This is a genomic window from Streptomyces sp. NPDC060194 (assembly GCF_042728285.1).
Taxonomy (GTDB): Bacteria; Actinomycetota; Actinomycetes; order Streptomycetales; family Streptomycetaceae; genus Streptomyces.
Map to the genome: position 1 here is coordinate 57134 of NZ_JBHWZH010000008.1, position 20692 is coordinate 77825.

At 74.9% G+C, this 20692-nt stretch carries 26 protein-coding genes; 11 read left to right on the forward strand and 15 right to left on the reverse strand.

Annotated features, from left to right (window positions below; genetic code table 11):
• Positions 1-110 precede the first annotated feature (110 nt).
• The 7 genes from ACFWEG_RS03220 to ACFWEG_RS03250 form a co-directional block, all read right to left on the reverse strand.
• Positions 111-908, reverse strand: a complete 798-nt coding sequence (locus ACFWEG_RS03220; RefSeq protein ID WP_387208593.1) for an ABC transporter permease — start codon at positions 906-908, stop codon at positions 111-113.
• Positions 895-1791 carry a 2-aminoethylphosphonate ABC transporter permease subunit gene (locus tag ACFWEG_RS03225; protein WP_387208595.1) on the reverse strand — a complete coding sequence of 299 codons (897 nt, stop codon included), beginning with the start codon at positions 1789-1791 and terminating at the stop codon, positions 895-897. The genes ACFWEG_RS03220 and ACFWEG_RS03225 overlap by 14 nt, the downstream gene beginning before the upstream one ends.
• Entirely contained in the window at positions 1784-2845 is a 1062-nt protein-coding gene (locus tag ACFWEG_RS03230; protein WP_387208597.1) for an ABC transporter ATP-binding protein, read from the reverse strand. Before ACFWEG_RS03230 ends, ACFWEG_RS03225 begins: the two co-directional genes overlap by 8 nt.
• Positions 2842-3528: a phosphonatase-like hydrolase gene (locus ACFWEG_RS03235; RefSeq protein WP_387208599.1), complete on the reverse strand. Its 687-nt coding sequence runs from the start codon at positions 3526-3528 to the stop codon at positions 2842-2844. The genes ACFWEG_RS03230 and ACFWEG_RS03235 overlap by 4 nt, the downstream gene beginning before the upstream one ends.
• A 5-nt stretch (positions 3529-3533) precedes the next feature.
• A complete protein-coding gene (locus tag ACFWEG_RS03240; RefSeq protein WP_387208601.1) occupies positions 3534-4646 on the reverse strand; it encodes a TIGR03364 family FAD-dependent oxidoreductase in 1113 nt (370 codons plus the stop codon).
• A 163-nt stretch (positions 4647-4809) separates the two neighbouring features.
• Complete coding sequence (locus ACFWEG_RS03245; RefSeq protein WP_387208603.1) at positions 4810-5568, reverse strand: GntR family transcriptional regulator; 759 nt, start codon at positions 5566-5568, stop codon at positions 4810-4812.
• 207 nt (positions 5569-5775) lie between these two features.
• Entirely contained in the window at positions 5776-6597 is an 822-nt protein-coding gene (locus tag ACFWEG_RS03250) for a MerR family transcriptional regulator (RefSeq protein ID WP_387208605.1), read from the reverse strand.
• 424 nt (positions 6598-7021) lie between these two features.
• Here ACFWEG_RS03250 and ACFWEG_RS03255 point away from each other — a divergent pair, with 424 nt between their 5' ends.
• Complete coding sequence (locus tag ACFWEG_RS03255; protein ID WP_387208607.1) at positions 7022-7456, forward strand: hypothetical protein; 435 nt, start codon at positions 7022-7024, stop codon at positions 7454-7456.
• On the opposite strand, the gene ACFWEG_RS03260 is transcribed toward ACFWEG_RS03255, so the two are convergent.
• On the reverse strand, positions 7453-7833 hold the full coding sequence (locus ACFWEG_RS03260; RefSeq protein WP_387208609.1) for an STAS domain-containing protein: 381 nt from the start codon (positions 7831-7833) through the stop codon (positions 7453-7455). The genes ACFWEG_RS03255 and ACFWEG_RS03260 overlap by 4 nt on opposite strands.
• A gap of 115 nt (positions 7834-7948) precedes the next feature.
• Positions 7949-9595, reverse strand: coding sequence for a PP2C family protein-serine/threonine phosphatase (locus tag ACFWEG_RS03265; protein WP_387208610.1), 1647 nt, complete (start codon positions 9593-9595; stop codon positions 7949-7951).
• A 337-nt stretch (positions 9596-9932) separates the two neighbouring features.
• Between ACFWEG_RS03265 and ACFWEG_RS03270 the strand changes: the two genes are divergently transcribed.
• Both ACFWEG_RS03270 and ACFWEG_RS03275 read left to right on the forward strand, forming a co-directional pair.
• Positions 9933-10547: a DUF6328 family protein gene (locus ACFWEG_RS03270; protein ID WP_387208612.1), complete on the forward strand. Its 615-nt coding sequence runs from the start codon at positions 9933-9935 to the stop codon at positions 10545-10547.
• Positions 10548-10682: 135 nt separating this feature from the next.
• Positions 10683-10919 (forward strand): hypothetical protein, encoded by a 237-nt coding sequence (locus ACFWEG_RS03275; protein ID WP_387208614.1) that lies wholly within the window; start codon positions 10683-10685, stop codon positions 10917-10919.
• 380 nt (positions 10920-11299) lie between these two features.
• Here ACFWEG_RS03275 and ACFWEG_RS03280 read toward each other — a convergent pair whose 3' ends face one another.
• Positions 11300-11710 (reverse strand): hypothetical protein, encoded by a 411-nt coding sequence (locus tag ACFWEG_RS03280; protein ID WP_387208616.1) that lies wholly within the window; start codon positions 11708-11710, stop codon positions 11300-11302.
• Positions 11711-11838: 128 nt separating this feature from the next.
• Here ACFWEG_RS03280 and msrA point away from each other — a divergent pair, with 128 nt between their 5' ends.
• A complete protein-coding gene (gene msrA, locus ACFWEG_RS03285) occupies positions 11839-12357 on the forward strand; it encodes a peptide-methionine (S)-S-oxide reductase MsrA (RefSeq protein ID WP_387208618.1) in 519 nt (172 codons plus the stop codon).
• An 82-nt stretch (positions 12358-12439) separates the two neighbouring features.
• Here msrA and ACFWEG_RS03290 read toward each other — a convergent pair whose 3' ends face one another.
• Both ACFWEG_RS03290 and ACFWEG_RS03295 read right to left on the reverse strand, forming a co-directional pair.
• Positions 12440-12865, reverse strand: coding sequence for a tautomerase family protein (locus ACFWEG_RS03290; protein ID WP_387208619.1), 426 nt, complete (start codon positions 12863-12865; stop codon positions 12440-12442).
• Between the two features lie 28 nt (positions 12866-12893).
• Positions 12894-13595, reverse strand: a complete 702-nt coding sequence (locus tag ACFWEG_RS03295) for an SDR family oxidoreductase (protein ID WP_387208621.1) — start codon at positions 13593-13595, stop codon at positions 12894-12896.
• 88 nt (positions 13596-13683) lie between these two features.
• Between ACFWEG_RS03295 and ACFWEG_RS03300 the strand changes: the two genes are divergently transcribed.
• Entirely contained in the window at positions 13684-14199 is a 516-nt protein-coding gene (locus ACFWEG_RS03300; RefSeq protein ID WP_387208623.1) for a winged helix-turn-helix transcriptional regulator, read from the forward strand.
• Here the strand turns inward: ACFWEG_RS03300 and ACFWEG_RS03305 are convergent.
• Genes ACFWEG_RS03305 through ACFWEG_RS03315 form a run of 3 tightly spaced genes read right to left on the reverse strand, consistent with a single transcriptional unit; the run spans position 14165 to position 16160 of the window.
• A complete protein-coding gene (locus tag ACFWEG_RS03305) occupies positions 14165-14803 on the reverse strand; it encodes a TetR/AcrR family transcriptional regulator (RefSeq protein ID WP_387208625.1) in 639 nt (212 codons plus the stop codon). The two genes, ACFWEG_RS03300 and ACFWEG_RS03305, sit on opposite strands and share 35 nt — an antisense overlap.
• The gene (locus tag ACFWEG_RS03310; RefSeq protein WP_387208627.1) at positions 14800-15474 is read right to left on the reverse strand and encodes a DUF4166 domain-containing protein; all 675 of its coding nucleotides are present in this window, start codon (positions 15472-15474) and stop codon (positions 14800-14802) included. Before ACFWEG_RS03310 ends, ACFWEG_RS03305 begins: the two co-directional genes overlap by 4 nt.
• Positions 15471-16160, reverse strand: a complete 690-nt coding sequence (locus ACFWEG_RS03315; protein ID WP_387208629.1) for a hypothetical protein — start codon at positions 16158-16160, stop codon at positions 15471-15473. The genes ACFWEG_RS03310 and ACFWEG_RS03315 overlap by 4 nt, the downstream gene beginning before the upstream one ends.
• Positions 16161-16316: 156 nt before the next feature.
• Here ACFWEG_RS03315 and ACFWEG_RS03320 point away from each other — a divergent pair, with 156 nt between their 5' ends.
• From ACFWEG_RS03320 to ACFWEG_RS03345, 6 genes are all read left to right on the forward strand, one after another.
• The gene (locus ACFWEG_RS03320; RefSeq protein ID WP_387208631.1) at positions 16317-16817 is read left to right on the forward strand and encodes a hypothetical protein; all 501 of its coding nucleotides are present in this window, start codon (positions 16317-16319) and stop codon (positions 16815-16817) included.
• Positions 16814-17662: a hypothetical protein gene (locus ACFWEG_RS03325; protein WP_387208633.1), complete on the forward strand. Its 849-nt coding sequence runs from the start codon at positions 16814-16816 to the stop codon at positions 17660-17662. The genes ACFWEG_RS03320 and ACFWEG_RS03325 overlap by 4 nt, the downstream gene beginning before the upstream one ends.
• 130 nt (positions 17663-17792) lie before the next feature.
• Positions 17793-18332: a hypothetical protein gene (locus ACFWEG_RS03330; RefSeq protein WP_387208635.1), complete on the forward strand. Its 540-nt coding sequence runs from the start codon at positions 17793-17795 to the stop codon at positions 18330-18332.
• A gap of 99 nt (positions 18333-18431) precedes the next feature.
• Complete coding sequence (locus ACFWEG_RS03335; RefSeq protein ID WP_387208637.1) at positions 18432-19046, forward strand: TIGR04222 domain-containing membrane protein; 615 nt, start codon at positions 18432-18434, stop codon at positions 19044-19046.
• 111 nt (positions 19047-19157) lie between these two features.
• The gene (locus ACFWEG_RS03340; protein ID WP_387208639.1) at positions 19158-19646 is read left to right on the forward strand and encodes a DUF427 domain-containing protein; all 489 of its coding nucleotides are present in this window, start codon (positions 19158-19160) and stop codon (positions 19644-19646) included.
• A gap of 43 nt (positions 19647-19689) precedes the next feature.
• Positions 19690-20643 (forward strand): sigma-70 family RNA polymerase sigma factor, encoded by a 954-nt coding sequence (locus ACFWEG_RS03345; RefSeq protein WP_387208641.1) that lies wholly within the window; start codon positions 19690-19692, stop codon positions 20641-20643.
• The last annotated feature ends 49 nt before the right edge of the window (positions 20644-20692 follow it).

Below are 20692 nucleotides of genomic sequence, written 5' to 3' on the forward strand. Positions count from 1 at the left end.
GTATTAACGGCGTTAACGGTGCGGGCGTCGAGGAGGCGGGGTGTCAACGCCGTTGACGGGGCACACCTGTTCGGAGCGCGGGGTATTAACGGCGTTAACGGTGCGGGGAGTCAGCGGTAGGACGCCCGGGTCCGCACCCGCGACAGCGCGAGCAGCACCAGGAGCGTCGTGGCCATCAGGACCACCGCGACCGCGGACCCGGTGAACAGCGACCCCCGGTCCGTCGCGGTGAAGACGAGCACCGGCAGCGGCATCCAGTCCGGGGGGTAGAGCATCATCGTGGCGCTCAACTCGCCCATGGACAGGGCGAAGCAGAGCCCGGCCGCCGCGTTCAGCGACGGCAGCAGCAGCGGCAGCCGCACCCGGAACAGCACCCGTGCGGGACGCGCCCCGAGCCCCGCCGCGGCCTGCGCGTACGCCGGGTCGAGCCGCGCGAGCGCCGCCGACACCGACTGGTAGGCGAACGCGGTGACCAGCACGGTGTGCGCGAGGACGACGATCCACCGCGTGCCGTTGAGCAGCACCGGCGGCTGTGAGAACGCCACGAGCACGGCGAGCCCGACGACGACCGACGGCACGGCGACCGGCAGCACGAACAGCGCGTCGACGAGCCGCTTCCCGGCCGCCGGCAGGTGCTGCGCGGCGAGCGCGGCCCAGGTCCCGAGCGTCAGGGCGAGCAGGCTCGCGACCGCCGCCGTGACCAGGCTGGTGGTGAGCGCCTGCAGCGCCTCGCCGCGCAGCGCGGACGCGTAGTGCGACACCGTCGGCCCGGACGGGAACGCGCCGGACCAGTTCGTCGCGAACGACGCCGCCACGACCACCGCGAGCGGCACGGCGAACAGCGGCACGAACAGGACGAGGAAGAGCGCCCAGGAGGCCCACCTCCCGGTGCGGCTATGCACCAACACGACGGGCCGCCCTTCGGTAGAGGGTGTAAAGGCCGACCGACAGCGCGACGCTGACGACGGCGACGACGCAGGCCCCGGCGTAGTCCGACTCGAGGATCGCCTTGCCGTAGACGAGCGTCGGCAGGGTGGTGACGCCCTTCGCCCCGGTGAACAGCACGATCCCGAACTCGTTCAGGCACAGCACGAGCACCAGCGCGCCGCCGGCGGCCAGCGCGGGCAGCGCCTCGGGCAGGATCACCCGCCGGACGATCCGCGCGGGCCGCGCGCCGAGCGAGGAGGCGACCTCGATCTGCGCGGTGTCGAGCTGGGAGAACGCGGCGAGCAGCGGGCGCATCACGAACGGCGTGAAGTACGTGATCTCCGCGAGCAGCACGCCCCAGGGGGTGGTGAGGAACCGGAACGGGCCTTCCGCGGCCCCGGTGGCGTCCGTCCACAGCCCGTTCGCCATCCCGACGCTGCCGTAGACGAAGAGCAGGGCGAGCGTGATCAGGAAGGACGGGAAGGACAGGAACACGTCCACGAACCGGGCGACGGCCTTGGCGCCGGGGAACGGCACGAACGCGATGACGAGCGCGAGCAGGAAGCCGAGCACGAGGCAGCCGGCGGTCGCGCCGACCGCGAGGACCACGGTGGTCAGCAGCGCCTCGCGGAACACGGCGTCGCCGAGGACCTGCGCCCAGGCGCCGGGGGCGAGGCTCTCGTCGACGACGAGGGCCAGCGGGTAGACGAAGACGGCCGCGAGGAGGGCGACGGGCGGCAGCGCCCAGAGCCAGGGGCGGACCGCGCGGAGGAGTCCGGGCCCGGGGCGGGCCGCGGGGGACCCGGGGCCGGGCGGGTGGTCCGCCGCGTGCGGAACCGCCTCCCGCACTGTTGCGCTAGCCATGCGACACCCCCGCGTCGAGCAGCACCGCGTCGTCGGGCGCGAAGTGCAGTGCGACGTCCGAACCCAGGGCCGGTGTCTCCTTGAGCTCCCGCAGGTCGGCCGTCACCCGGTGCCCGGCCACGTCCACGTACAGCCGGTGGACGGCCCCCCGCCACTGCACCTCCCCGAGCGTCCCGCGCAGGGTGTTGGGCCCCTCGCCGAGGCCCACCAGGTGCGGCCGGACGCACAGCGTGGCCGCCGCGCCCTCCGCCGCCGCCCCGGTGGCGACCTTCAGGGGCACGCCCTCGAAGGACACCCCCGCCCCGGTCACCCGCACGGGCAGCAGGTTCGCGTTGCCGACGAACGACGCCGTGAACTCCGTCCGCGGCCGCCGGTAGAGCTCCTGGGGCGTCCCGACGTCGACGAGGCGGGCGCGGTCCATGACGGCGATGCGGTCGGCGAGGGTGAGCGCCTCGACCTGGTCGTGGGTGACGTAGAGCATGGAGACGTCGGGCAACTCGCGATGCAGGCGCGCGAGTTCGGCGAGCATCCCGGAGCGCAGCTGCGCGTCGAGCGCCGACAGCGGTTCGTCCAGCAGGAGTACGGCGGGCTTGATGGCCAACGCCCGCGCGATGGCCACGCGTTGCTGCTGGCCGCCGGAGAGCTCGCGCGGGTGGCGGCGGGCGTAGTCGGCCATGCCCGTGAGTTCGAGCGCCTCGGCGACCCGGCCGGGGATCTCCCGGCGGGGCACCTTGTGCGCGCGGAGCCCGAAGGCGACGTTCTCCTCGACCCGCAGGTGCGGGAAGAGCGCGTAACTCTGGACGACCATCCCGATCCCGCGCCGGTACGGCGGCAGGTCGGTGACGTCCCGGTCGCCGAGGTGCACCCGGCCCGAGGCGGGGGCGACGAAGCCGGCGACGGCGCGCAGCGCGGTCGTCTTGCCGGAGCCGGAGGGGCCGAGCAGGGCCATGACCTCGCCGGGTGCGACGGTCAGGTCGAGCTGGTCGAGGACGGTGTGCTGCCCGTAGGCGACGGAGACCTTCTCGAAGCGGATCCCGCCCGCGGGCGCGCTCACGAGCGCAACCCGTCGATGAGGTCCGGGAGTTCGACCACCGAGGCCAGCACGTGCGTCGCACCGTGGGCCGTGAGCCTGTCCTTGTCGTGGGCGCCGGTGAGCACGCCGGCGACGATGCCCGCGCCGGCGCGGACGCCGCTGAGCATGTCGTAGGCGGTGTCGCCGGCGACGGCGACGTGGCGCACGTCGTCGGCGGCGCGGGTGCGCAGGAGGGCGGTGAGCACCAGGTCGGGGTACGGGCGGCCGCGGCCGCCGGCGTCGGCCGGGCAGAGGGTGAGGTCGGCGAGGTCGCGCCAGCCGAGCGCGTCGAGGATCGCGTCCTGGGTGACGCGGGCGAAACCGGTCGACAGGACGACGGTGCGGCCGCTCTCGCGCAGCGCGGCGATCGTCTCGGCGGCGCCCGGGACCGGGGCGATGCGGTCGGCGTCGACGCGTTCGGCGTAGGCCCGCTCGAAGGCGGCGTTGGCCTCGCGGGCGCGGGTCTCGTCGCCGCCGAGGAGGTGGCGGAAGACGGCGATCTTCGACTCGCCCATGGTGGCGCGGACGTGGTCGAGCATGGACGCCGGGTCCTCGCCGACGTGTGCGGCGGCGGCCCGGAAGGACTCCTCGACCAGGCCGTCGTCGGCGACGGTGGTGCCGGCCATGTCGAGCACGACGAGGTGTGCGGTGTGCTGCACGGTCATGTGTGTCACCAGCCCAGTTCGTGTGCGGTCTTCTCGGCGATCGCCGGGGAGCAGGTCATGCCGCGCCCGCCGGGCCCGGTCACCAGCCACACCCCGTCGCGCACCTGCTCGCGGTGGACGACGCGGGTGGTGTCGACGCACTGCGCGTACACCCCCGCCCAGCGCCGGCGCACCCGCGGCAGCGGGCGGCCGAGGAGCGTCTCGACGACCGCGGCCAGGTGCTCGTACGGCTCCTCGACGGTGTCGAACGCGAAGGGGTGCTCGTACTCGTGTGTGTCGCCGACGGTCAGGCCGCCGTCGAGGCGCTGGACCATCAGCAGCTGCATGCGGTGCTCGGCGGCGACGGGGGCCTGCGGCTGCGCGGCCTCCAGCGCGGCGGAGTCGTACGCGGGGTAGTAGCGGAAGCTGTCGGCGTCGGCGACCGAGGTGGTCAGCGGCTCGCCGAGCGGGTCGGTCTGCATCATCTGGAGGCGGACGCGGCGCACCGGCAGCTCGGGGGCGAGTTCGCGGACGAGGCCGGAGAGGGCGGCGCCGGGGGCGAGGATCACGTGGTCGCCGCGGTGGATGTCGCCGTGGTCGTCGCGGACCGCCGCGGGGCCGGTGACGTCGCGGACCTCGCGGCCGGGGAGGAAGGTGTACCGGCCGGAGGCCAGCAGGGCCTCCCGGAGCGCGAGTTGGGCGGTGCGGGGTTCGACGGCCGCGTCCCGCTCGCAGTACAGCGCGGCGGTGAACTCCCCACGCAGCGCCGGGTTGAGGGCCCGGGCCTCCTCCCGCGTCAGCAGCTTGCGGCCGCGGGCGGCGGCGTCCGGGGCGGCCACCGCGGCCTCGGCGACGGCGAGTTCGGCGTCTGTGCGGACGGGGGTGAGCGAGCCGTTGGCCCGGAACCCGAGCCGCGGGACACGCGCCCCGAGCTCCTCCCAGAGCTCCCGGGCCCGCAGCGCCGTCTCCAGCTCCTCGCCGGCCGCCCGGCCGCTCACCCATATCTGACCGAAGTTGCGCAGGCTCGCGCCCCGGGCCTCCTTCTCGCGCTCGATCTGTACGACCTCGTGGCCGGCTTCCACTGCGTGCCAGGCGTGCATGGTTCCCACCACGCCGGCTCCTACGACGATGACTCTCACGCCCTGAACGGTCGCGGCCGGCGGTGGCGCGGCGAGGACACGCCGGTGACGGAAGGGTGAACCGGGGCGCAATGTTGGACTAGACCCGTTACCTTTCCGTGACCCGAGTGCACGGGTGACGCACTGTCAGAACTGACGCATCACCGACGTGTTCGACCGTCCGCTACGGCGCCAGGTGCGTCGTGAAGCTGAACCGGTCACCGCGGTACAGCGTCCGCACCCGCTCCAGCGGCTCCCCCGCGGAGTCCCGCGACACGCGGTGGAGGAGCAGCATCGGCAGCGCGGGCGGGGTGCCGACGAGCAGCGCCTCGCGCGGGGTCGCGAGCACGGTCTCGATGCGCTCGTCGGCCGCCCCGAAGGCGATGCCGAGCCGGTCGCGGAGGTAGGCGTAGAACGAGGAGTCGGGGTCGAAGTCGGCGTCCAGGCGCGGGGCGCGCGCCACGGCGACGTACGTGCTCTCCAGGCCGACCCGTTCGTCGTCCGCGAGCAGCACGCGCTCCAGGTGCCAGACCGGCTCGCCGGGCGCGACGCCGACCTCGGGGGCGAGGGCGGCCGTGCAGGGGAAGCGGTCCAGGGTGATCAGGCTGCGGCCGGGGGTGCGGCCCTGCCGGCGCACGCCCTCCGTGTAGCTCGCCAGCGCCAGCGGCTGCTCCAGCTTCGGCCCCGCGACCACCGTCCCGCGCCCCTGCCGCCGCAGCCGCCCTTCGAGCAGCAGCTCCCGCAGCGCCTGGCGGACCGTCTCCCGCGAGACCTCGTAGCGGACGGCGAGGTCCCGCTCGGTCGGCAGCAGCCCGCCCTCCCCCAGCTCGTCCATCACCTGCGCGACGCGCGCCTTGACGGCGTAGTACTTGGGCACCCGGCCGTGCTCGGGGATGCCGGACCGGACGGGGGAGCCGGGGACGTGCTGCTGCGGGAAGTTCACCCGTGGAGGGTGTCAAACCCAGGTGAACGCGGGGCGACGGGCAGGGGGTGCGGGCCGCTGCGGGCCCCGCGACGGCAGCCGCCCGTGCCGCGGGTCGCGGCGCGGCCGCCGCGAGGCGCCCCGCCGCAGGCCTGCTTCTGCGTCGCCCTCCGGCCGGGCCGGAGCCCCCCGGGTGCCGGGCGGACTCCGACCCCCGGGGCTCGCCCGTCAGGGCTTGACCACGGCCACCTGCAGCTCCGTGACCCAGTCGTCCCTGTCCTCCGGGCACTCCAGGTTGATCTCGCGCGGGTAGCCCGAGGAGCGGTAGCCGTTCTCGTCGATCCAGTGCGCCAGCGCCTGGGCGGCGGGCAGGATCGACTCCATCGAGCCGCGGTGGACGATGGTGGCGGCGCCGGCGACCGGCGGCAGGTCGTGGACGAGGAACTCGCCGTCCCGGGGCGGCGCGGCGACGACGACGGCGGCGTGGACGGTGACGCTGCCGCCGCCGTCGGGGACGTCCTCGTAGAACGCGACGCCCGGGCCGGTCGGGGCGACGCCCGCCGCGTGCAGGCGCTGGAACAGCTGGTCGTAGAGCGGGCCGATCACCGGGCCGACGTCCTCCGGCTCGAAGCTCGCCGCGGGCGCGCTCAGTTCGGCGACCCGCATCGCGGGGATGTCCTTCAGTACGACGTCGTTCGTGGGCATGCGTCCCTCGCTCTCGATCGACCGGAGCCTCGCCTCGACCTGCACCAGCCGCGCCGCGGACGCCTGCATCGCGGCCTCCAGCTCGGCCCGCCGCAGCCGCAGCATCGCGCGCAGTTCCTCGGTGGTGACCTTCTCGTCCAGGATCCGCCCCACCTGTTCGAGGGTGAGCCCGAGGTCCTTCAGCGCGATGACCCGGTTCAGCCGGGCCAACTGGCCCGCCGAGTAGTAGCGGTAGCCGCTGGCCGCGTCCACGCGCGCCGGGCGCAGCAGCCCGACGGCGTCGTAGTGCCGCAGCATGCGAACCGACACGCGGCCGTGCCGGGCGAAGTCTCCGATGGTGAACATGATGGCTCCGACTCCATCGCCTGACACGGTGTGAGGGTCAACACGCTAGCGCCGGCCACTCCCCGCGAGACATACGTGAACATGTTCAAGAGCGGGACGGGGAGGGATCGGTCATGGTGAGTGGGCTGCTCATGCCGCTCGGGCGGGCGCGGAGGCCGGAGCCGGCGGGGCGCGAGGCGTCGGGGGGCACGGAGGCGACGGGGATCCTCGACCTCGGGCATCCGCGGGTGGCCGCCGCGGTGCGGGCGATGGGGGTGGAGGACGCGGGCGGTCTGGAGGCGTTGCGGCGGGCGCACCGGTGGATCGCCGCGGAGGTGCGGCCGGTGTACGCGGTGGAGGAGACGCGACCGGTGTCCGAGGTGCTGCGGCGCGGGCGCGGGTCGTGCAGTCAGCGGATGGCCGTCCTGGAGGCGGTCGCCCGGACTTGGACGTGCCGACGCGGGTGCGGGGGCTGGTGGTCGACGGGCGCTTCTGGTACCCGCGCTTCCCGCGGATGCGGCGGGTCGTGCCCGCGGAGGTGGTGCTCGCCTGGCCGGAGTTCCGCGTCGACGGCCGCTGGCTGTCCGTGTCGGAACTCTTCGCGAGCGCCGGGGCCGGCCGGGCCGGCGAGGACGGGGGCTTCTCCGACACGGGCCCCGAAACCCTCTTCGAGGCGGTCTCCCGTACCGCCGTCGACTGGGACGGCACCGCCGTCTGCCCCGCCTCGGCGGGTCCGTGCGACCTCTCCGCGCACCTCCTCGTCGACCTGGGCCGCTTCGACTCGCGCGACGAGCTGTTCGACCGGCACGGGCAGACGCTGTGCCGCGCGGCGCGGCTCCTGGCCGGGCCCGTACCGGGGCGGCGGACGGCGGGTCTCTAGCGGCGCGGGCCGTCGGTGTCGCGGTCCGCGTGATGCGGGTCGAAGTGTTCGAGGGTGCCGGTGACGGTGAGGACGCGGTCGAGGAGCGGGGGGCGGTTGTCGAGGTGGAGGGTGACGCCCGCGGCGGCGGTGCGGCGGTGCAGCATGAGCAGGACGCACAGGCCCATCGAGTCGATCCCGCCGAGCGCCGCGCAGTCCACGCGCAGGTGGCGCAGCCCGGGGGTGGCGGTGAGGTGGGCGACGGCCTCGTCGAGGAACCGCTCGGAGTCGTCGTAGTCCAGGAACCCGCGCACGGCCAGGACGAGCGTCGTGCCGTCGGCGCTGGGGACGGTGGTCGTCGCCAGCGCTTCTCGTCGTGGCGCGGGTGCGGATGTCATGCGGGAGTCCTGGGGTCGGGAGCGGGGCAGGTTCTGCGGAGCGGTTCTCGGGAGCGCTTGCCCCGTTCGGGGCCGGGTATGCCGGGCGGGGGTCCGCCCGACGGGCCGTCGGGCGTCACGCGGTGAACCGCCCGCGGGTGTGGCCGTCCACCGCGCTGAGGTGTCGGGTGCGCGGCGCGGCGATGACCATGACGGCCATGTCGTCGTGCGGCCGCGCGCCGACCCACTGCGCGGCGAGCATCTGGACGTGCTCGACGATCGCCTCGGCGGGCATCGCCGCGCACTGCGCGACCGCCTCCCGCAGCCGCCGCTCCCCGAACAGCTCGTCGCCGAGCGGACCGCCCTTGGCCTCGGTGATGCCGTCGGTGTAGAGCACGCAGAACTCGCCGGGCGCGAGCCGCGCCTCCACCGTCGTGGAGCGCACCTGCGGCAGCGCGCCGACCAGCGTGCCGCGCGAGGTGATGTCGTCGACCGTGCCGTCCTGCCGCACGACCATCGCCTGGGGATGCCCGGCGTTGGTGATCCGCAGGCGCACGGAGCCGGCCTCGCGGACGGCGGAGGCGAGGACGAGGGTGGCGAAGCGGGTGTGGTGGGAGTTGAGCAGCGCGCCGTTGAGGAGTTCGAGGACCCGCTGGTGGTCGCCGGCCATCGGCAGGAGCGCGTGCAGCGTGTTGCGGATCTTGCCCGTGAGGACGGCCGCCTCCAGCCCCTTTCCGCACACGTCGCCGAGGACAGCGAACGACGGCTCGCCCTCGGTGACGGCCGGGTGGACGTCGTAGAAGTCGCCGCCGATCCGCTCGTGGTCCTTCGAGGGGCGGTAGCCGCCGGCGAACTCCACGCCGGAGACCTGGTGGAGCACCGGCGGCAGCAGGTCGCGCATCAGCGTCCGCGAGAGCGAGGACTGCTCGGCGTAGAGCCGCGCCGCGGACATCGCCGCGCCGGCGCGGGCCGCGAACAGCCGGGCGAAGACCTCCTCGGCCTCCGTGAACGCCTCCCTGCCGTCCCGGCGCAGCAGCACCAGCGCGCCGGCCGGGACGCCGTGCCCCGGCAGCGGGGTGATGACGATCGATCCCACGTCGCCGAAGCCGTCGGGGACCATCCAGACGGGAGCCGTCGCCGGGTCGATCCAGCGGGAGGGGACCGGCGGGAAGCCCTGCAGCGCCTCGCCGAGGCCGGGGACGTCCGCGGGATCGGCGTCGAGCTGGCCGCGGGCGGGCTCACCGCCCTCGACGCAGCTCACCACCGGCAGCAGCCGGCCGACGCGCGGGGCGATGACCAGGGCCGCGTCGGCGAGGTGCCGGGAGGCGAGCTGCGCGGTGGTGTCCATGCAGCGGGCCGGGTTGAGCGACGACAGCAGGGTGTTCGACGCCTCGGCGAGGAACGCGGTGCGCTCGCGCTCGATGCGCAGGGCCTCGCGGGCGAGGCGGTGGTCGGTGTCGTCGACGAACCACCAGGCGACGTCGCCGTCGTCGGTCACCGTGGGGTGGGCCTCGTAGCTCCGCTCCCCCACCGCGCCCGTCACGATGCCGGTCGCCGGCTCGTCGGACGTCGTCACGGCGTGCGCGCGGGTCAGCCAGGCGGGGACGGCGCCGGCGAGCGGCGCGCCCTCGGCGAGGTCGGGGAAGAGCGCCACGGCGCGCGGGTTCGCGTGGCGGAGCGTCCCGGCCCGGTCGGCGACCAGGACCGGGTAGGGCACCGTCGTCCATGCGGCGGGCGCCGGAGCGGGGACGCTCGGGGCGGGTGCCTGCCGGGCGGAAGTCATGAATCGGAGGGCCCGCTGTGCGAACCCCTCACCTCATCCGGTCGAAAAAATGTTGCCGTTCGGCAACCATCCTCCATGGGTGGGGCCGCTGGCAACCGTGAACGGGGTCCCGATTCTCCCCGGACCGCCACTCTCCCGGCAATCCGGGCGCGGACGGGGGACGGCGGAGGCCGGCCGCGGACCGTGCGGGCGGGTAGCCGCTGGTCAACATGTCGCGTACGGGTGTCGACGGCGCGGAACCCGACGCCGCCGGGAGAGGTGAAGGTATCGGGGAGGAGTGTGAAGTCGTTCATGATGTCCCGTACATGTCCACGGCGACCCGGGGCACAAGGGCCGCATGGACGAGAGAGAAGAGGGCCGTGTCCCCCGTCAGGACACGCAGGGTTCGGCCTCGGGGTCGACGAAGCAGGCGGAGCGACGGCCGGAGAGCACGCCGAGGAAGGACCGGGACGCGTCCCCCGACGGACGGCGGGAGACGCGCAGCGAGCGCGCGGACCGGCAGTGGGGCGAGCTGCTGCAGGAGCTGCGGGTCGCGCAGACGGGTGTGCAGATCCTGTTCGCCTTCCTGCTCGCGGTGGCCTTCCAGCCCCGCTTCGAGGAGCTCGGCTCCACGGACCGCGCCATCTACATCATCACGGTCGTCCTCGGCTCCGCCACGGCGGGAGCGCTCATCGGGACGGTGTCCTTCCGCCGGCTCCTCTCCGGCCAGAAGCTCAAGACGCGGACCGTCATCTGGGCCTCCAAGCTGACGATGGTCGGCCTGGTGCTCCTCTACTTCACGATGGTCTCGACCTTCCTGCTCATCCTGCGGGTGGTCACCCACAACTGGCTGGCGATCCTGCTCGTCACCGGCATGGCGACGTGGTTCGCCCTGTGCTGGTTCATCATGCCGCTGTGGGTCCGGGCCACCGCCCGCAAGGACCCGGACCCGGACGAGGAGGACGACGACTGAGGTCCTGGTCCTCGGAGCGTGGTCAGCGGCCGGACGCCCGTGAGGGCGGTCCGGCCGCGTCCGCGAGCGGCGGTGCGGGGAGGGGGGCGCGGCAAGGGTCCGTGACCGGACCGGGGCGGGATCGTTGACCCCGGCATGAAGATCACGAAGGTTCTCGTCCCCGCCGCCCTCGCCGTCGCGCTCCTGTCCGCCGTCGCGCCCGCGGCGAGCGCGGAGGAGCCCGCTCCCCCGACCGGGGTGACCATGGCCCAGACCTACCACTCCACCCTCGACATCAGCGATGTCGAGCCCACCTCACCGGACGAACTGACCCCGCGCGAGCGCGAGACCCTCGCCGCGGTCCTCCCCTTCGTGGCGAGCCTGTTCTCGTAAGCGGGGGCCGCCGCTCGGCGGCCGGAGGGTGTCAGCCGGCCTTCCGGGCCGCCCGCCGCGCCCGCCGCCGGACGCGGCGCGCCGCGTAGTGGCGCTCCGCCCGCTCCCGAAGCGGTGACGCCGCGAACCACAGCCCCGCCGACAGCCCCCCGTACGCGAGCGAATCCCACCCCCAGTGGTTCGTCACCGACCACCCCACCCCCATCGCCGTCCCCCACCACGCCGACTCCAGTCCCCGCCGCATCCATCGGTTCACACCGCCCGCCTGCCCGCTACGGCGTCCAGCAACTGCCACGCCTACGGCGGCGCGAATCGAGCGCCCGCGCCCGGGCGGCATCGGAGTCGGTGCGCGCCGTGCCGGGTAGGTGGGGGCGTGCGTGTCATGCGACGCGGCAGTAGAGACGTCCGCCGCCGTCTCGGGTGAGGGCGGACAGGACGGCCGAGGCGGTGTCGGCGTCGACGGGTCGCCCGTCGTGCGCGGTGCGGCGGGACCAGTCGAGGGCGGCGGCCCGGAGCGCCTGCGGCTCGGCCGCGGCGAGCGCGGCGGAGAGGCGGGGCGAGAGCGCGAACACGACGCAGACCCCGTCGTCGGCGACGACGCGGGGCTCCCCCGCGTCGAGCAGCTCGTCGTAGGAACCCCCGGCAAGGACGCACTCCCACACGACCACGGCCTCCTCCGCGTCGAAGTTGCCGACGGACAGCGTCGCGAACACGCGCCCCGGCCCCGCCGCGATCACGGCCGCAGCCGACGGGTCGTCCGGTGCGGTGAAGAAGTCGACGGCGGTGCTCATGCGCGCATCGTGCCAGGTGCCTCCGGCACACGGTGCCGCAGGTTTGCGTACGGGTGCCGCGGAATACGATGGCGGGGAGGAACGTTGGTGCGGGCGAGGCCGATCGGCGGCCGGAGTGAGGAGCGGTGATGAGCGAGCGTGTCGAGAAGGCCGTGCTGGCGGGGGGCTGCTTCTGGGGGATGCAGGACCTGGTGCGCAAGCAGCCGGGGGTCGTGGCGACGCGGGTGGGGTACAGCGGGGGCGACACCCCGAACGCGACCTACCGGAACCACGGGGACCACGCCGAGGCGATCGAGATCCTCTTCGACCCGAGCCGTACGAGCTACCGGGACATCCTGGAGTTCTTCTTCCAGATCCACGACCCGACCACCGCGGACCGCCAGGGCAACGACATCGGCCGCAGCTACCGTTCCGCCGTCTACTACGCCGACGACGAGCAGCGGAAGGTCACGCAGGACACCATCGCCGACGTCGAGGCCAGCGGGCTGTGGCCGGGGAAGGTCGTCACCGAGGTCGAGCCGCTGGGCGACTTCTGGGAGGCGGAGCCCGAGCACCAGGACTACCTGGAGCGCTACCCCAACGGCTACACCTGCCACTTCCCCCGCCCCGACTGGAAGCTCCCCCGCCGCGCGGACTCGACCGCCTGAGCCCGGGGCCGCGGCGCCGGCGGACGTGGGCGGACGACGCCCACGTTCCGGCACCGGTGCCTGCCCGCCGGCCGGAACGGCGTCAGTACGCCGTCGCCGCGTTGTCCTGCGCCCACCGCCGCTCGGCCTCCGAGCCGCCCGGCGGCGGGACGAGACCGTTGATCATCCACAGGTCCGCGCTGGTCTCGTCGACGTGGAACTCCCACTGCAGCCCGTCGTGCCGTTCGAGCCGGGGCTGGAGCATCTCCCGGATCCAGCGCGCGGTCCGCCGCCTGCTGCGCTCGTCCGGCAGCCGCCGCGCGATGTGGTCGATGACGACGCGGACCCCCACGGGGGCGGGCTCGCCGCCGATGTGGAAGTCTTCGGGGCGCAGCTCGTGGAAGAGCACGACCACGTAGAAGCGCGGCAGTCCGACCTCCTGGTAGTGGTCCGCGATCGCGGCGGCGAGTCCGTGCTTCTCCTCGGCGGAGAAGATCCCGGGCGTGTGGTGAACGGTCCACAGGGGCATGGCGGTCGCCCTCCTCTCGTCGTGCGCTTCAGCCCGCGGCCGGGATCGTCAGCCGCTCGACCGGCCCCGACAGCGCGGACTTGACGGCGGCGCTGACGTCGTCGGCGAGCACCTCGGTGTGCCCGGCCTCCAGGCCGTCGAGGATCCGCGCGGCCACGTCGGCGGGCTTCGCCTTCGGCCGGTCGACGGCCGCGACCATGTCGGTGTCGATGAACCCGGCGTGCACACCCACGACGTGCGTGTCCTGCGGGGCCAGTTCGAGCCGGAGCGAGTTGGTGAGCGACCACGCGGCCGCCTTGGAGACCCCGTACGCCCCGCTGCCGGCCAGCCACGACAGCACGGAGTGCATGTTCACCAGCGCGCCGCCGCCGTTCGCGGCGAGGACGGGCGCGAACGCCCGCGCGATGCGCAGCGGCCCGAGGACGTTGACGTCGAGCGTCTCGTCCACCCGCGCCAGGTCGCCGGTGAGCAGGGGCGCGGGCAGCAGGGTGCCGGCGTTGTTGAAGACGATCCCGGCGTCCCCCGCGAGGTCGGCGAGGGCGGCGACCGACTCCTCGGAGCGGACCTCGAGCGGGACGGTCACCACCTCGGGACGGTCGTCGGCGTACGCCGTGCGCGCGGTGGCGTACACCTTCCGCGCACCGCGGGCCAGCACCTCGTCGACCAGCGCGGCGCCGAGCCCGCGCCGTCCGCCGGTCACCACGACCACCTTGCCCGCCACCGCCGTCATGTCAGCCTCCCCATCTGGATAACGAGTCCGTTAGTCAGATGGAAGCACGTCCGGGCTGGCTAACGCAAGCATTAGTTACACTGGCGGGATGGCGATGAGGTTCGAGAAGCGGCTGGGCGACCGCGACGCGTGGGCGGTCGGCGACGGGTGCTCCGCCGGGCGGGTCCTGGACCTGCTGAGCACCCGCACGGTCTTCATGGTCGTGCGCGAGTGCTTCTACGGCACGACCCGGTTCGAGGACTTCGCGGCGCGGATCGGCACCTCCGCGCCCGCGGTGTCGCGCGCGCTCAAGCAGTTGGAGGCCGCGGGGGTCGTCGCCCGCACCCCCTACCGGGAGCCGGGGCGGCGGGCGCGCGACGAGTACCGGCTGACCCAGGCGGGCGAGGAGCTGCTGCCGGTGTTCCTGTCCCTCGTGCAGTGGGGCGACGCGCACCTGCAGGACGGCCGCCCGCCGCTGTCCTTCGTCGAGGCGGACACCGGGCGCGCGGTGCGGGTCCGGGTGACGGCGGAGGAGGCGGCGGAGCAGCCGTCCGACGGGATCGAGGTGCGCCTGCACCCGCGGGCGCGGGTCAGGGGCGGCGGTGGCGGCGCAGCCGGTGGGTGACGGCGCGCTGGGAGAGGGGGCCGAGGCCTTCGAGGGCGTGGGCGAGGACGGCGAGCTGCTCCAGGGAGTCGAGCGCGCGGGCGCCGCCCTCGGGGTCGACGCCCTCGTACAGCTCGATGCCGACGAAGGAGGCGGCCGCCGCGCGGGCGAGCCCGGCGGGGTCGGTGAACCCGGCGAGGGCGGTGCCGGCGAGCAGCCGGGTGAGGACGGCCTCCAACTCGTCGACCCACAGGGCGAGTCCGGCGGAGGTCGCGGCGGCCAGCGCGGGCGCGGTCTGGCCGGCGGCGAGGAGCTGGCCGAGGACGGCGACCTGCCCGGCCTCCCGCTCCTCGGCGTGCATCGCGCGGGCGAAGTCCAGGAGTTCGGTGAGCGAGTCCAGCTCCGCGAGCCGCCCGCGGTAGCGCGAGACGCGCTGCTCGGCCCCGAACACGCAGGCCGCGGCGAGGAGTTCGTCGACGGACCCGAAGTGGTAGAAGACCAGCGCCTGGTTGACCCCGGCGGTGGCCGCGATCGAGCGGGCCGAGGTCTTGGTGACGCCCTGCTCGACCAGGGTGCGCAGGGCGCCCTCCAGGAGCTTGCGGCGCGTGTCGCCGGCGGGGCTCATGCGCGGGCCTCCTCGCGGACGGGCCGCAGATCGTCGCGGAGCCGGCCGGCGTCGACGTACTCGGCGGTGAAGGAGCCCTCGTAGCCGAAGAGGAAGCCGAAGTGCCGGTTGGTGACGCGCACCCGGATCCGGAACCGCCCGGTGCTCTCGTCGAACGACTCGCGGACCTCGGCGTCGCCCCCGATCAGCGACGGCACGCGGACGTCCACCGGCCCCTCGCGGAAACGGTGCTGACCGGAGCGGATGAGGAGCGAGCCGTCGGGCTCGGCGCTCAGGTGGAGGTCGCTGGCGAGGTGCTGGTGGGTGCCGAGGTAGTCGAGCACGCGGTCCCGTTCGGGGCCGAGGACCATCGTGGCGTCGAACCGGTGCGGTCCGCCGGGGAGTTGGAACGTCCGCACGAAGGTGACCGTCTCGCGGCCGAAGGAGTCCGCGTACGGGAAGTTCTCGATGGTGAACGGCACGTCGCGGCCCTCGCGCGGCACGAGGATGTTGCGCGTCCCGCCGAGCCGGAGGAACGGCTTGACGAACGGAGCACCGTGGCGGATGCGGTCCATCGTGCCGCGCCCGACGCAGGCCTCGCCGCTGTCGAGGCCGACGGAGAAGCGCCGCCGGATCTCCGGGTGCAGGCGGCCGAAGTCGGCGCCCATGTGGGCGTGGAAGATCGAGGTCACGAGCGCTCCAGGGTGGCGAGCAGGCGGGGTGCGTCGGCGCGTCCGGCCGGAGTGCGGCGGCAGCGGCGCGCGGCGGGGGTGCCGGGCAGCGGGGGCAGGAGGAGGGCGAGCGCGGCGGTGGCCAACGCGGCGACGGGGTACGCGGCCAGGACGACGAGCACGACGACCAGCCGTGCGGCGCACTCCGCGAGCGCGCGGGCGAGCGCGGCGCGCGGCGTGGTGCCGCGCTCGCACCACAGCCGCAGCCGGTCGAACGACCACGCCGTCGCCCACCCCATCAGCGGCCGGAACACCAGGCGGTCGGCGACGGCCCCGAAGCCGCCCCACCGCGGGCGGTAGTCGTACCCGGTCAGGAACCGGATCCCGTCCGGCCCGGGGACGTACCGCCAGTAGCCGCTGCCCTCGGCGAGCAGCGACAGCGGGTGCCCCGACGCGAACCGCAGCGCCGACACCCGCGAGCCGTCCGACCGCTGCCGCTCCCCCGCGCTCACCCCCGTCCCGGCGACCCACAGGAACGGCAGCACCCGCGTCGCGTACCGGAACCGCTGCGGCTCGTCCTCCCCGCGCGGCAGGTACGCGATCGAGGTGAACCTCAGATCCCACGACTGGTGCCGCGCCGGGTCCTGCGTGCGGTCCCACAGGACGTCCATGTCCGCGTCCACCAACGTCTCGGCGTACAACCCCATGCCCTGCTCCCCCCTTACTCTTGAGCGTTCGCTCAAACCGGCAGGTAGCCGAGTTTGAGCGAACGCTCAAGTGGCTCGGGCGGACGGTGCGTGAAGCGCTGGCCCGCCGGAGAACGACTGGTGGCGGGGGTGGACCACCGCGCTGCAGTCCGCCGCATGAAGACGTACGCGCTCGGGCCGACGAAGCTCCTCACCGCGGCCGAGCGGCTGCTCGTCGGCAAGGGGGTCGACTCGGCCGTCGGGGCCGGGCGGGCCGAGGACTGGGGCGGGCTCGACGGCGGAGTCCACCTGTACACCGCCCTGCGGGGTCGGGGCAGCTGCCGGATCCTCGTCGGCTTCCGCTGGGTCGACCAGCGGGAGATCGTCGACTGGGAACGCGCCCCGCGCTGGCGGGAGTCCGCCTCCGGGGGCGCTCCCTCCTGGAGCGCGACCCCCACCGAGTCCGAGCGCGTCCTGGGCCTCGCCCACGCGGACCCCCGGGTCCGTGCCGCCGCGCTGGCCCGCCCGCTGCCCTCCTCCGTACTGCCGCTCGTCCTGATCCGCTGCTCGGACTCCGACGAGCGCGTACACGACCTCGCCCGTACGGTCCTCACCCGCGCGCTCGCCGCCGCGGACGAGGCCCTGCTGCGCGACTCGCGCCCCTGGCCGCGCTGGTGAGCGTACGGCGGCAGCACGGCGGGTGGGTGCGGCAGGCCGTGCTCGGGCGGCTCGGCGGGCTGCCGGAGGCGGCGCGGGCCGAGCTCTTGTCGGCCCGCGACCGGGACGCGCGGATCGCGGGCGTGCACGCCGCGGCCGTGTACGGGAGCCTCGGCCCGACGCGGGCCCTGGCCATCGCCGCGACCGACCCCGACCACGGGGTGCGGCTGCACGCGCTGCGCGTGGTGATGAGCGCGGCGCTCGCGCCCGGCAGGCGGGCCGAACTCGACCGCGTGCGGCCTCAGGTCCTCGCCCAGTTGCACACCAACAGCTCGTACGACGTGCGCCGAAAGGCGTTCACCACCGCCGTCGAGACCGGCTTCCTCCGCCCGTCGGACCTCGCCGAACTCGCCGTCACGCACCGGACCCGGTACGTCCGCCACCGCAGTTGCGCCGCAGTCCTCGCCGCCCCGGACGGTAACGCGTTCCTCGACCGCCTCCTCTCGGCGCGGGACCCCGCCGTACGCACCGCGGCCCTCGCGCGGCTGCGCGGCGCCGGGCGCGGCGAGGAGCTCGTCCGGCACCTGGCGGACGTTTCTCCCGCCGTCCTCGCGTCGGTCTGCCGGGAGCTGCGCGCGGTGGGCGACGACCCCCGCGTCCACTACCGGGCCTTGTGCGCCGACCCGGCGGCCGTCACACCGGCGGCGGCCGTCGGCCTGGCCGAGCAGCGCCGCCCCGAGGACGCGACGCTCCTGCGGAGCCTGACGCGCCACCCCGCGCCCGACGTCCGCGCCCGGGCGCGCTCCGGCCTGCGGATCCTGGGCGACGTCCTCGATGACGAGCCGTCACTCCGCCGTCGGCGCTGACACGGTGCGCTCGGACGGCGACGGCACCCGGACCGTTTGCCGATGGGTGCCGGCACGCGCCCCACCGCCCTGGTCGTACACTCACCCGCGCGCCGCCGAGCAGGAGCGAACCGAGGAGAGTGGACCGTTCGTGGATGACTACGACGACCCCGCGTGGGGGCCGCTGCCCGTCCGTCCGGCGGGTCTGCGGTGGCCGCTGTTCGCGCTGACCCTGGTGTTCCTGCCGCTGTGGTGGGTGGCGTGGGTGTTCATCGCCGCGTTCTTCTACGGCGTGGCGGTGGTGGCCGAGGTGGTCGTGCTGCTGGTCCCCAGGGTCGAGAACGCCGCGCTGCGGGTGCTCGACGCCACGTTGGGGCGGATACCGTTCGTCCCGCTGTGGTGCGTGACGCCGGTCGCGCTGGTGCGGGAGGGCGACGCGGAGTGGTACCGGCGGCGGGTGGAGGGGCGGGTCGCCCGGCAGACGCGGAGGGTGGAGACCTCCGGTGTGCGCCGCGAGTACCACCGGGACATGGAGCTCGGGGTCCACTTCTTCCGGGGCGCCGGCGCCGGGTACGTCCTCCGCGTCGCCGGGGAGCAGGGGTGGACGCTCAGGTCGATGCCGCGCTCCCACCCCCGGCGGCGGCTCCGGCTGCGCCACGACGGCCGGCCCCGGGCGGGCTCGGGAGCCTGACGCGGGGGCGGTGCGGGACGGCGCCGGGGAGGGTTGAACGCGGTCCCGGGCGGTGACACTGCCGACCGGGGCGGTGGGCCGAGACGGGGGTGGGCCGGTATGGGGTGGTCGTCGCGACGGTTCGGACGGGGCGCGGGCTCGGACACGGGCCCGGGAGGGACGCCGGCTCCGGACGTGTACGACGTCGCGTTCCTGGCGGGCGGGGCGCCGCGGGTGGCGGACAGTGCGATCGTCGCCCTGCAGCGGCGCGGTCTGCTCGCGGTGCACGCCTCGCGGGCGTGCACGGTGGCGGGGTGGGAGCGTCCCGAGCACCCGGTCGAGCGTGCCGCGGTCGACTTCTGCGGACGGAGCAGGGGCCTGGCCGCCGTACGCCTCGCGCTCACGCGCTCGCCGGAGGTCGACGAGATCGGCCGCCGGCTGGCCGCGCGGGGCCTGGTGGCGGGCGCGCGTCGCCGGGTGACCCGCCGGGGCAGGCGGTGCCTCCGAGCGGCCGGGCTCGACGCGGGCGTCCCCGCGTACGTCCTGGAGGGGGCCGCGATCCTCCCCGACGGAACGGTGCGACGCCCGGCCGAACCCGCCCCGGCGCTTCCGTCCGGTCTCGGCCGGACCCTGAGGCGCATGGGCAAGGCCCTGGACGGCGAATCCGATGCCTCCGCGGACACGGGCGCCGCCTGCGGTGGCGGGTCCGGCGGCGGAGGTGGCGGCGGGGACTGAGTCCGACCGCGTTGCCGGGCAGGCCGTGGGGGACGAGCCGAACCGACCGCGCGGCGGGCGGGACGGCCGGGGCCGGAAGGGGTAGGAGGGGGGCGAGGGCAGGAGGCGATGATGGTGGACGGTGTGCCGGGGCGCGCCCCCGAGTCGGTGTGGGAGTATCCGCGGCCCCCGGCCGCGGTGAGGGACGGGCGGCGGGTGGTGGTGGAGTTCGCGGGCGAGGTGATCGCGGACTCGCGTCGGGCCGTGCGGGTGCTGGAGACGAGCCATCCGCCGGTGTTCTACGTGCCCGCGGCGGACGTGGCCGTCGAGCACCTGGTCGCCGACACCCGCACCACCTGGTGCGAGTGGAAGGGCGAGGCGTCGTACTGGAACCTGGCCGTGGGCTCCCGCGTCTCGCGCCGCGCGACGTGGAGCTACCCCGACCCGGTCGCCGCGTACACGCTGCTCACCGACCACTTCGCCTTCTACCCCACCCGCGTCGACCGCTGCTCGGTGGACGGCGAGACCGTCCGCCCGCAGTCGGGCGACTTCTACGGCGGGTGGATCACGGACGAGATCCGCGGCCCGTTCAAGGGCGAGCCGGGGACGGCGGGTTGGTGACGGTCGCACCGGCCGTACAGTGGGCCCCGGGGAGGGATGCGCTGTGGAGGAGATCGCTGCGTTCCGGGGCGAGTTGACCGGCTACTGCTACCGGATGCTCGGCTCGTACGCGGAGGCCGAGGACGCCGTGCAGGAGACGCTCGTCCGGGCCTGGCGGGGCCGCTTCGAGGGGCGGTCCGGGCTGCGGACGTGGGTGTACCGGATCGCCACCAACGTCTGCCTGGACGCGCTCGCGTCCGGCCGGCGGCGGGCGCTTCCGATGGACCTGTCGGGGCCGAGCGCGGGCGGGACGCCACCGGCGGCCCCGCACGACGGCGCGCTGTGGGTGGAGCCCTGCCCGGCCGGCGGCCCGGAGGCCGCGGCCGCGTCGGGCGAGTCCGTACGGCTGGCGTTCGTCGCCGTGCTGCAGCACCTGCCGCCCCGGCAGCGGGCCACGCTCGTCCTGCGGGACGTCCTGGGCTTCTCGGCGCGCGAGGTCGCCGACCTGCTCGGTTCGACCGTCGCCTCGGCCAACAGCGCGCTGGGGCGGGCGCGCGCCACACTCGCCGACCGCCGCTCGGCCGGCGCGTCGGCCTCCGCCCGGTCCGGTGGCGACCGGGTCCGCCGGCTCCTCGCCGAACGCTACGCCGCCGCGTTCGCGCGCTACGACATGGCGGAGCTCACCCTGCTGCTGCACGTCGACGCCACGCTGAGCCTGCCGCCGTACGCGCACTGGATGCGCGGGCTGCCCGACATCCGGGCGTGGCTCACCGGCCCCGCGATCGGCTGCCGCGGCTCGCGGCTGCTCCCCACCTGGGCCAACGGCTCCCCCGCCTTCGCCCAGTACCGCCCGGGCCCCGACGGGTCCGGCTACGTCCCGTGGGCGCTGCAGGTCCTCGACTTCTCCGGCGACCGCATCACCGCGATCACCGCGTTCCGCGACACCGCCCGCCTCTTCCCGCTGTTCGGCCTGCCGGACCGCCTGCTCGACGACCCCCGTGCCGCCGTGCACACCTGAGGAGCGGACTCACCGGCCGTGAGGGGCCGACGGCACGGAACGCGTGCCG

What these genes read in the sequence shown, in the direction of transcription:
- ACFWEG_RS03340 (WP_387208639.1), top strand. Translation starts at nt 19,158, where the DNA reads ATGGTGGACGGTGTGCCGGGGCGCGCCCCCGAGTCGGTGTGGGAGTAT.
- ACFWEG_RS03260 (WP_387208609.1), bottom strand. Translation starts at nt 7,833, where the DNA reads ATGACATCCGCACCCGCGCCACGACGAGAAGCGCTGGCGACGACCACC.
- ACFWEG_RS03250 (WP_387208605.1), bottom strand. Translation starts at nt 6,597, where the DNA reads ATGTTCACCATCGGAGACTTCGCCCGGCACGGCCGCGTGTCGGTTCGC.
- ACFWEG_RS03295 (WP_387208621.1), bottom strand. Translation starts at nt 13,595, where the DNA reads ATGACGGCGGTGGCGGGCAAGGTGGTCGTGGTGACCGGCGGACGGCGC.
- ACFWEG_RS03265 (WP_387208610.1), bottom strand. Translation starts at nt 9,595, where the DNA reads ATGACTTCCGCCCGGCAGGCACCCGCCCCGAGCGTCCCCGCTCCGGCG.
- ACFWEG_RS03315 (WP_387208629.1), bottom strand. Translation starts at nt 16,160, where the DNA reads ATGGGGTTGTACGCCGAGACGTTGGTGGACGCGGACATGGACGTCCTG.
- ACFWEG_RS03320 (WP_387208631.1), top strand. Translation starts at nt 16,317, where the DNA reads ATGAAGACGTACGCGCTCGGGCCGACGAAGCTCCTCACCGCGGCCGAG.
- msrA (WP_387208618.1), top strand. Translation starts at nt 11,839, where the DNA reads ATGAGCGAGCGTGTCGAGAAGGCCGTGCTGGCGGGGGGCTGCTTCTGG.
- ACFWEG_RS03305 (WP_387208625.1), bottom strand. Translation starts at nt 14,803, where the DNA reads ATGAGCCCCGCCGGCGACACGCGCCGCAAGCTCCTGGAGGGCGCCCTG.
- ACFWEG_RS03270 (WP_387208612.1), top strand. Translation starts at nt 9,933, where the DNA reads ATGGACGAGAGAGAAGAGGGCCGTGTCCCCCGTCAGGACACGCAGGGT.
- ACFWEG_RS03235 (WP_387208599.1), bottom strand. Translation starts at nt 3,528, where the DNA reads ATGACCGTGCAGCACACCGCACACCTCGTCGTGCTCGACATGGCCGGC.
- ACFWEG_RS03300 (WP_387208623.1), top strand. Translation starts at nt 13,684, where the DNA reads ATGGCGATGAGGTTCGAGAAGCGGCTGGGCGACCGCGACGCGTGGGCG.
- ACFWEG_RS03290 (WP_387208619.1), bottom strand. Translation starts at nt 12,865, where the DNA reads ATGCCCCTGTGGACCGTTCACCACACGCCCGGGATCTTCTCCGCCGAG.
- ACFWEG_RS03275 (WP_387208614.1), top strand. Translation starts at nt 10,683, where the DNA reads ATGAAGATCACGAAGGTTCTCGTCCCCGCCGCCCTCGCCGTCGCGCTC.
- ACFWEG_RS03280 (WP_387208616.1), bottom strand. Translation starts at nt 11,710, where the DNA reads ATGAGCACCGCCGTCGACTTCTTCACCGCACCGGACGACCCGTCGGCT.
- ACFWEG_RS03335 (WP_387208637.1), top strand. Translation starts at nt 18,432, where the DNA reads ATGGGGTGGTCGTCGCGACGGTTCGGACGGGGCGCGGGCTCGGACACG.
- ACFWEG_RS03225 (WP_387208595.1), bottom strand. Translation starts at nt 1,791, where the DNA reads ATGGCTAGCGCAACAGTGCGGGAGGCGGTTCCGCACGCGGCGGACCAC.